The 9,457-nt window shown below is 56.3% G+C and carries 7 protein-coding genes; 5 read left to right on the top strand and 2 right to left on the bottom strand.

Going from position 1 to position 9,457, the window contains the following annotated elements; genetic code table 11:
* Positions 1-45: 45 nt before the first annotated feature.
* Both WMO24_RS10795 and WMO24_RS10790 read right to left on the bottom strand, forming a co-directional pair.
* Positions 46-297, bottom strand: coding sequence for a kinase to dihydroxyacetone kinase (locus WMO24_RS10795; RefSeq protein WP_349216449.1), 252 nt, complete (start codon positions 295-297; stop codon positions 46-48).
* Between the two features lie 13 nt (positions 298-310).
* Positions 311-1,684: an aldehyde dehydrogenase gene (locus tag WMO24_RS10790; protein ID WP_349216448.1), complete on the bottom strand. Its 1,374-nt coding sequence runs from the start codon at positions 1,682-1,684 to the stop codon at positions 311-313.
* 248 nt (positions 1,685-1,932) lie between these two features.
* Here WMO24_RS10790 and WMO24_RS10785 point away from each other — a divergent pair, with 248 nt between their 5' ends.
* The 5 genes from WMO24_RS10785 (at position 1,933) to rnr (ending at position 9,445) form a co-directional block, all read left to right on the top strand.
* Positions 1,933-2,634: a hypothetical protein gene (locus WMO24_RS10785; RefSeq protein WP_349216447.1), complete on the top strand. Its 702-nt coding sequence runs from the start codon at positions 1,933-1,935 to the stop codon at positions 2,632-2,634.
* Between the two features lie 80 nt (positions 2,635-2,714).
* Positions 2,715-4,694 carry a DNA gyrase/topoisomerase IV subunit B gene (locus tag WMO24_RS10780; protein WP_349216446.1) on the top strand — a complete coding sequence of 660 codons (1,980 nt, stop codon included), beginning with the start codon at positions 2,715-2,717 and terminating at the stop codon, positions 4,692-4,694.
* Between the two features lie 21 nt (positions 4,695-4,715).
* Positions 4,716-6,962, top strand: a complete 2,247-nt coding sequence (locus tag WMO24_RS10775) for a DNA gyrase subunit A (protein ID WP_349216445.1) — start codon at positions 4,716-4,718, stop codon at positions 6,960-6,962.
* A 75-nt stretch (positions 6,963-7,037) separates the two neighbouring features.
* The gene (gene secG, locus WMO24_RS10770) at positions 7,038-7,286 is read left to right on the top strand and encodes a preprotein translocase subunit SecG (RefSeq protein ID WP_349216444.1); all 249 of its coding nucleotides are present in this window, start codon (positions 7,038-7,040) and stop codon (positions 7,284-7,286) included.
* 62 nt (positions 7,287-7,348) lie between these two features.
* Complete coding sequence (gene rnr, locus WMO24_RS10765; protein ID WP_349216443.1) at positions 7,349-9,445, top strand: ribonuclease R; 2,097 nt, start codon at positions 7,349-7,351, stop codon at positions 9,443-9,445.
* Positions 9,446-9,457: the final 12 nt, after the last annotated feature.

Genomic DNA, 9,457 nt, shown 5'->3' with positions numbered 1-9,457 from the left:
CGGGCGGCTTTCAAAGCCGCCCGCCCGTTTTCTTTGGCAGGGGAATCATCCGTGCAGGCCGCCGGTCTGCCGCTCCATGTTTTCGACCACAATATCGTGGATCTCGCCCAGACCGGCACAGTACTCCAGCACTTTCCAGGGGACGTTGGTGTGAAAATGGATTTTGATCAAATCCTCGTCCCCCACGGCCAGCAGGCAGTCACCGGGAATGTTTTGCAGGATGTAGTCATGAATGTCGTCTTCCGATAGATTTTCACCTTCAATCAGAAGCTGTGTGTCAAATTTGTATTCCAGCATACGATTTCATCCCTCATTTCAGAAACAGATGCAGCATTTTTTCCTTTTTGGAAGTGTAGGGCTGATAGCGCAGGGACAGGTCCGGCCACGCCGCCTTTTTCAGAATGCTCTTTTGATGGGAAAAACAGTCAAAACTCTGTTTCCCGTGGTATGCACCCATCCCGCTGTCACCCACGCCGCCGAACCCGAGGTGGCTGGAGGCCAGGTGGAGAATGGTGTCGTTTACACATCCGCCGCCGTAGCTGCACTGGCCAAGCACCGCTTTTTCATGCTCTTTGCTGCGGGTGAACAGATACAGCGCCAGCGGTTTGGGACGCCTCTGAATGAATTCCATGGCATCTCTTAAATTGCGATAAGTGAGAACAGGCAGAATCGGCCCGAAAATTTCTTCCTGCATCACGCCCATCCGCTCGGTGACGCCATCCAGAATCGTGGGGGCGATGCGCAGGGTTTCCGGGTCGGTCTGGCCGCCGCAGACGCACAGACCGTCGTTCAGCAGGCCGCACAGCCGTTCAAAATGCTTTTGGTTGATGATGCGGCCATAATCCGGCCAGGACAGAGGGTCGTCCCCGAAGAAAGCGTGAATTGACTTTTCCAGTTCCTCCAGCAGAGCGTTTTTCACGCTTTCCTGGCAAAGAATATAATCCGGGGCCACACAGGTTTGACCGGCGTTGAGAAACTTGCCGAATGCGATGCGCTTCGCGCTGAGGGCAATGTCTGCAGTTTCATCCACGATGCAGGGGCTTTTGCCGCCCAGTTCCAGGGTGACCGGCGTCAGGAAACGGGAGGCTTTCTCCATGACCAGCTTCCCGACGGCCACGCTTCCCGTGAAGAAGATCTTGTCAAAATGCTGTTCCAAAAGCGCGGCGTTTTCCTGGCGGCCGCCTTCCACGACCGCCACGTGTTCCGCGGGAAAACAGCTTTCCAGCATTTCCCGCAGGGCGGTGCTGGTGGCGGGGGCGTAGGCACTGGGCTTGACAATGGCGCAGCACCCGGCGGCGATCGCGCCCACCAAGGGCTCCAGAGACAGAAGAACCGGATAGTTCCAGGGGCTCATGATCAGGCTGGTGCCCAAAGGTTTACTGATCACAAACCCGCGCGCAGGCATTTGGCTGGCGGAAACCGGCGCACGGCGCGGCCGCATCCAACGGGCGAGATGGCGCTTGGCAAAACGAATCTCTTCCAGCACCAGACTGATCTCGCACATATAGCTTTCGTAATGAGATTTGCCAAGATCCTGCTCCAGAGCGCGGCAGAGCTCGTTTTCGTTTTGACGCACCGCCTGCTCAAGCGAAGAGAGCGCGTTTATTCGGAATGCCCGGGAACGTGTGTTCCCCAGCTGAAAATAGGCGCGTTGTGCGGCCAAAAGTGTCTCGATGTGATTCATAAACGGTACCTCCCGTGGCCTTAGTATAGCATACAATGGCATACGGTCCAACTGTAGCATGCAAAACGGAAGAAAAAGGAAAGATTCGCAGGATAAACAGCAAAATGACAGTTGCGGACGCTGGAAACAGGCCATCTTGCCGGGCGAAGGGGCGATGTTGGGGGCATTTGCGCGGCAGAGAACGGCGGAACGGCTTGCCGACGGCGTTTTTTTATGGTAAAATGAATCGCTAAGGTGGTGCATATCCTATGAGCGAAACATTTACACCGCTTGCGCAATCCCGCGCGAGCTATTATTGCAAAGGAAGTCCGGTCCATTTTGTGCAGGTAGAGTTGTTCCGGATGGACTCGACCGGAAGCACAGTGGTCACGCTGACATTCAAAAACTTTTATTCCCGCCCGATCCAGAGCTTTGTGGCGCATTACCGCTGCAAAAACCGTCAGGGTGAAGTGATTGGGGAAGAGGATTTTTCCTACGAGAACGTGGATGCATGCAACGGTGAAATCTTTGGGTACGATGATGCGGTCTTTGTGTGCGACGAGCCGCTGGGCAGTGTGGAAGTGAAGCTGGTGGCTGTTACATACGACGACGGCATTCTGCACAGCTTGAAGCGGTGCACGCCGGTTGCCCTGCCGAAGCTGCGTCCGCTGCCTGCCAATGAGCGGGCGAGTGTACGTGCGGCGCTTGGCAATCCGGAAATCAGCTATTATACCGAAGAGGCGGAAGATGGCTGGCGCTGCGGATGCGGCGGTTTCAACTACAACGTCGGGCAGGGAAAACGCATCTGCTCGGAGTGCGGGGCGGACAAGGGAATTCTGATCGCGGCCATCCACGATGCGCAGCGTGCTTCGGCTCCTCAGCGGCCCATGTATGATGCGGGGATGCAGTTTCTGCCCGTGCAGGATGACGACGTGATGTCGGCGTCCGGCCGGCCGGGTCCGCGCTATTGATTGATTCATGAACGTTACGCCGCGCGTGGCTCTGCAAGGGGCTTGCGCGGCGCCTTTGTGTGTTTTTAGGAGGTACATTGATGGCGAAGAAAAACGCCGCTTATACCAATGAGAGCATTGTCAGCCTGAAAGGCGCCGACCGTGTGCGAAAACGGCCCGGCGTCATTTTTGGGTCTGACGGAGTGGACGGATGTGCGCACTCCATTTTCGAAATCCTGTCAAACTCCATCGACGAGGCCCGCGAAGGCTACGGCGACCGCATCCTCATCACCAAATTTAAGGATCACTCCGTGGAAGTGGAGGATTTCGGCCGGGGAATGCCCGTGGATTACAACAAGGCCGAAAACCGGTATAACTGGGAGCTGCTTTTCTGTGAGATGTATGCCGGCGGCAAGTATACCGCGGGGGCGGAAAACTATGAGTATTCGCTGGGTCTCAACGGCCTGGGCCTGTGCGCCACGCAGTATTCTTCCGAGTGGATGACGGCGGATGTGTACCGCGATGGATTCCATTACCATCTGGATTTTCAGAAAGGTGAAAACGTAGGCGGCCTGCAAAAGGAACCCAGCACCCGCCGCAAAACCGGCTCCCGGATTCGCTGGAAACCGGACCGCGAGGTGTTTACGGACATCGATGTTCCCTCGTCGGCTTACCTGGATGTGATCAAGCGGCAGGCGATCGTCAACGCGGGCGTGACATTTGTATTCACCGACGAAAGCGGCCCCGAGAGAACGGTCACGGAGTTCTGCTACCAGAAGGGCATTGAGGATTACGTGGAAGAAGTGGCCAATCTGGAGAGCCTGACGCCTGTGCAGTTCTGCCAGTCTACGGCAGAGGGGCGCGACCGGGAGGACCGGCCGGACTACAAAGTGAAAATGAGTGCGGCGTTCTGTTTTTCCAACAAGACGCAGCTGCTGGAATATTATCACAACTCTTCCTGGCTGGAGCATGGCGGCAGCCCTGACAAGGCGGTCAAAACGGCTTTTGTGGCACAAATTGACGCCTATCTCCGCAGCAAGGGCCTGTACAAAAAGAACGAGAGCAAAATCAAGTTCGAAGATGTGCAGGACTGCCTGATTTTTGTGTCCAGCTCTTTTTCCACCCAGACCAGCTACGAGAACCAGACCAAAAAGGCCATCAACAACCGGTTCATCCAGCAGGCCATGACGGACTTTTTGAAACACAACCTGGAAGTGTACTTCCTGGAAAAGCCCGATGAGGCGCAGAAAATTGCCCAACAGGTTCTGGTGAACAAACAGAGCCGCGAGCATGCGGACAAAGTGCGTCAGGGCGCGAAAAAGGCGCTGACCGAAAAAATCGATATCGCCAACCGGGTTCAGAAATTTGTGGACTGCCGTTCCAAGGACCTCTCCCGCCGGGAACTGTATATCGTGGAGGGTGACTCGGCCATGGGCGCCGTCAAGACCAGCCGCGATTCTGAGTATCAGGCAATCATGCCTGTGCGAGGGAAAATCCTGAACTGCCTGAAGGCGGACTACGACCGGATTTTCAAAAGCGACATTATTACCGACCTCATTAAGGTTTTGGGGTGCGGCGTGGAGCTGCGGGGCAAATCCAAAAAGGATCTGTCCAGCTTTGACGTGAACAACCTGCGCTGGAACAAAATCGTCATCTGCACGGACGCGGACGTGGACGGCTACCAGATTCGGACGCTGATCCTGACCATGCTGTACCGTTTGGTGCCGACTTTGATCGAAGACGGCTACGTTTATATTGCGGAGTCACCCTTGTACGAAATCGAGAGCAAGGGCCACACGTATTTTGCTTACACCGAATCGGAAAAAACGGAGTTTCTGGAGCGGATCGGCGATGCCAAATATACGATTCAGCGCTCCAAAGGTCTGGGCGAGAACGACCCGGAGATGATGTGGCTGACCACGATGAATCCGGCCAGCCGCCGCCTGATCAAGGTGACGCCCACAGACGCCAAGCGGACCGCAGAGGTGTTTGATCTGCTTTTGGGAGACAACCTGGCCGGCCGCAAGGAGCACATTGCCCAGCACGGCTGCGAATATCTGGACGAGCTGGACGTTTCTTAATAAAACGCAAGAGGGAGCAATATGGCGAAAAAATCAAGCAAAAAGACAGGCCCCGTTCGCCCGCAGCTGGGCGACAATGTGGAGATCCTCTCCGCGGGCAGCGTTTTGGAGCAGCCGATCACTGAAACGCTGGAGACCAACTACATGCCCTATGCCATGAGCGTGATCGTCTCCCGTGCGCTGCCTGAGATCGACGGCTTCAAGCCTGCGCACCGCAAGGTGCTGTACACCATGTACGACATGGGCCTGCTGAAAGGCGCGCGCACAAAAAGCGCCAACGTGGTGGGCAACACCATGCATTTGAACCCGCACGGCGATCAGGCGATTTATGACACCATGGTGCGTCTGGCGCGGGGCAACGAGAGCCTTCTGGTGCCGTATGTGTCCGGCAAGGGAAACTTCGGCAAGGCTTACAGCCGGGACATGGCTTACGCGGCTTCGCGTTACACTGAGGCCAAACTGGAGGACGTGTGTGCTGAACTGTTTGGCGACATTGATAAGGATACGGTCGACTTTGTGCCCAACTATGACGCGTCCACCACGGAACCCACGCTGCTGCCGGTTACGTTTCCCACCATTCTGGCCAACAACACGCTGGGCATCGCTGTGGGCATGGCCTCCAGCATCTGTTCCTTTAACCTGCGCGAGTTGTGCGAGACGACCATTGCCCTGATCAAAGATCCGGACCATGATCTGTTCTCCACGCTGCCTGCGCCGGACTTTGTGGGCGGCGGTTACATCCTGTACAATGAGAAGGAACTGAAAAATATTTACGAGACCGGGCGCGGCAGCGTGCGGGTGCGCGCCCGCTACCGGTACGAAAAAGACGGCAATATGCTGGAAATCACGCAGATTCCGCCCACCACGACGGTGGAGGCCATCATGGACAAAATCGCCGAACTGGTCAAGGCGGGCCGTGTGAAAGAAGTCAGCGATATGCGCGATGAGACGGATTTGAATGGCTTGAAACTGACCATCGATCTCAAGCGCGGGCAGGACCCGGACAAGGTCATGCAAAAACTGTTCCGTCTGACGCCGCTGGAGGACAGCTTCTCCTGCAACTTCAACATTCTGATTGCGGGCATGCCCCGGGTGATGGGCGTGCGGGAGATTTTGAACGAGTGGACTGCTTTCCGTACGGAATGTGTGCGCCGGCGCACCTATTTCGATTTGACCGGCAAGGAAAAGCGGCTGCACCTGCTCAAGGGTTTGGCAGCCATTCTTCTGGATATTGACAAAGCGGTCCGCATTGTGCGCGAGACAGCGGAAGAGGCCGAAGTGGTACCCAACCTGATGATCGGGTTCGGTATCGATAAGACGCAGGCGGAATATGTGGCCGAAATCAAGTTGCGCCATCTCAACCGGGAATACATCCTCAAGCGCACGCAGGAAATCGAAGAGCTGGAGGCGGAAATCGCCCGGCTGAAAGAAATTCTGGACAGCCCGGCCAAGATCCGCCGCATCATCATCGACGAGCTGTCGGGCGTTGCCAAAAAATACGGCGAGGCGCGCCGCAGCGAGATCCTCTACGAAGCGGAGAGCGAGGAAGAGGATGAAGAAGAGGATTCCATGCCGGATTACCCGGTGACGGTGTTCTTTACCAGCGAAGGATACTTTAAGAAAATTACGCCGCAGAGCCTGCGCATGTCCGGCGACCAGAAACTCAAGGACGGAGATTCGGTCATTTTGCAGCAGGAAACGAAAAACAACGCAGAACTGCTGTTCTTTACCAACCGCTGTCAGGTGTACAAATGCCGTGCAGGCGATTTTGCCGATGGAAAGGCCAGCCTGATGGGCGACTACATCCCGGCGCGTCTGGGAATGGAAGAAGGCGAAACGCCGGTCTGCATGGCTGTGACGGAGGATTACAAAGGCCACATGTTCTTCCTGTTTGAGAACGGCAAGGCCGCCAAGGTCCCCATGTCCAGCTATGCCACCAAGCAGAACCGCCGTAAGCTGGTCAATGCGTTCAGCGACAAGGCTGCACTGTTCTGGGCCGCGTATTTGCACGATGAGTGCGAGCTGGCCATCCAGACCAGCGCGGGCCGTATGCTGCTGGTCCACTCCGCTCAGGTGCCGGAAAAGCAGACTAAGAATACGGCGGGTGTGAATGTGATCACGCTCAAGCGCAATCACCGCATCACATCGGTGCGCCCGGCTGAGGGGATGGAATTGGCGGATCCCCATCGCTACCGGGTGCGCACATTGCCCGCCATGGGCGCGGTGCTGAAGGCAGAGGACACGGCGGAACAAACCAGCCTTGTGTAAAATTCCGTTTTCTGGCTTGCTTTTTTCTTTGTTTCATGCTATGATGAATCCGTTAATGTGACTGGAGGTTTAACGATGGGTGTTTTAGAGATCGTCAGCGGTGTTCTGCTGATTTTTTGCAGCCTGGCCATTTTGGTGATGGTTCTTTTGCAGGATTCCAAGGGCAGAGGATTGTCCGGCGTGATCGGCGGCGGTGAAATGATGGCGGCCGAAGGTCGCAGCAGCATGCCGAAAACCCTGCTGGCCAAATATACGAAGGTGGCTGCGATCATCTTCTTTGTGCTGACCATTCTGGTAAGTGTATTCAGCATTTATACAAAATAAGACAAAATTCAAGGCCCGCCGGCATGGCGGGCCTTTTTGCACATTGACGGGAGGAGACCGCTATGAGTCTGAAAGGGAAAATCCTGAAAGAGCTGGAGAAAAAGCCTCGCCGCCTGAAAGAGCTGAAGGCGCGCCTGGGCAATGATAAAAAAGTGACCCGCCTGATGGACGAACTGGTGAAAAAGAAGCAGGTGTTCGTTCGTGACGGAATGTATTGCGTTGCAGCCCGGGATATGGAAAAGGCGCTCAAATGCCGTCTGGTCAAACTGGCGCGGACGTTTGGATTTGCCCAGCCGGTGGAAGGCGGGGCCGACGTGTTTATTCCCGGAAAATATCTGTTGGGCGCCATGCCCGGCGATCTGGTGCTGGTGACGCTGGATGAACATCCCCGGCGTGCCGGTACGCTGGAGGGAAAAGTAATCGCCATCGCTGAGGAGAATAAGCGTTTTGGCGGAGAGGTGACCAAGCTGGACGGCCGCCTGGCACTTCTGCCGGACGCCTGCCCCCATGTTCCGCTGCTCATCAAGAAGGGGGCGGACGGCGGCGCTCGCATTGGGGAAAAGGCTGCGGTGGAGATTTTGGAACGCGGTGAAAACCATGCGGATCACCGGGCCGGAGTGTCCATGCGCTTTGGCGCGGCAGATGTGGCTTCTCACTGTGCCAAAGCGCTTTTGTACAGTGTGGGCATTTCCCGCCATTTCCCCGCATCGGTGAAGGAAGAAGCAAAAGTTTATGAAAATGCCCGGCTGCGTGAGAAGGACTGCAAAGGCCGCCGAGACCTGCGTGACTGGGCTGTCTTCACCATCGATTCGGCTTCGACCAAAGACATCGACGACGCCATTTCTCTGACCCGTACGGAAAACGGCTATGCCCTGGGGGTCCACATTGCGGATGTGAGCCATTATGTGCGGCCCGGGTCCGCGCTGGACAAAGAGGCTTTCAGCCGCGGAACTTCCGTGTATTATGCGGACAGTGTAGTGCCCATGCTTCCCCGTCAGCTGTCCAATGGAATCTGCAGCTTGAATGAAGGGGAGGATCGGCTGGCGTTTTCCTGCCTGATGCAGCTGGACAGACAAGGTGGTGTGATCGATTACGAATTCTGCAAGACGGTTATTCGGTCCCGGGTAAAAGGCGTGTACAGCGAGGTAAACGCCATTCTGGACGGCTCTGCCGACAACGCGGTAAAAGTGCGGTATGCACAGGTGGCGGAACAATTGCCCCTGATGCAGGAAGTGTACGAAAAACTGGCAGCTCGCCGCCTGCAGCGGGGGGCGATGAACATCGAGAGCGATGAAGCCAAGATTCTGGTGGACGAAAGCGGGCGCTGCACAGGAGTGGAAAAGCGTGTGCGGGGCGTTTCCGAATGCATGATCGAGGAATTTATGCTGCTGGCCAATATGTGCGCGGCGCGGCTGGCAAAGGAAAAAGACATTCCGTTTGTGTATCGTGTCCATGACCAGCCCGAGGCCGAGCGGGTGGAAGCGTTGAAAAAAGCTTTGCTGGCCATGAAAGTGGATGCCGGATTTGCAGGAGAGACCCCCACCGTGAAAGAGCTGGCAGCTTTGCTGGATGCCACAAGAGATACGCCGCTGGAACGGGCGGTGCACACCAATGTGCTGCGCAGTATGGCGAAAGCCAAGTACGAGCCGCAGCCCAAGGGGCATTTTGGTTTGGCGCTTGCAGACTATGCTCACTTTACCTCGCCGATCCGCCGTTATCCGGACCTGGCGATTCATCGCATTTTGGGCCGGCTGTGCGCGGGCGCATCTGCGGATGAGATCCGCCAGCAATTCACGGGCTTTGCAGCCGAGGCATCGGTTCAGTCTTCTGAGTGTGAAGTGCGTGCCATGAAAGCGGAACGGGATATTGATGACTGTTATAAGGCGGAGTATATGCAGCAGTTCATCGGTGAGGAGTTCGACGCGGTGGTGGCATCGGTCACCAGTTTCGGTCTGTATGTGGAACTTCCCAATACGGTGGAGGGCCTTGTGCGGGCGGATGCGCTTTCCACGCGGGAACTTCAGCTGATTGACGGCGTAGCGCTGGTGGAACCGCTGGGCGGACGCCGCTGGGCAGTGGGCGATAGGATGCGCGTGACGCTTGCCGGTGTAGATGTGGCTGCAGGAAACGTGGATTTCGAGCCTGCCCGAGGCGAATAACTGTTCCCCTTG

The sequence above is a fragment of the Ruthenibacterium intestinale genome, from assembly GCF_040096265.1.
Lineage (GTDB): Bacteria > Bacillota > Clostridia > Oscillospirales > Ruminococcaceae > Ruthenibacterium > Ruthenibacterium komagatae.
Note: the sequence above shows the minus strand (reverse complement) of the source record. Positions and strands in the feature narration are given on the sequence as shown.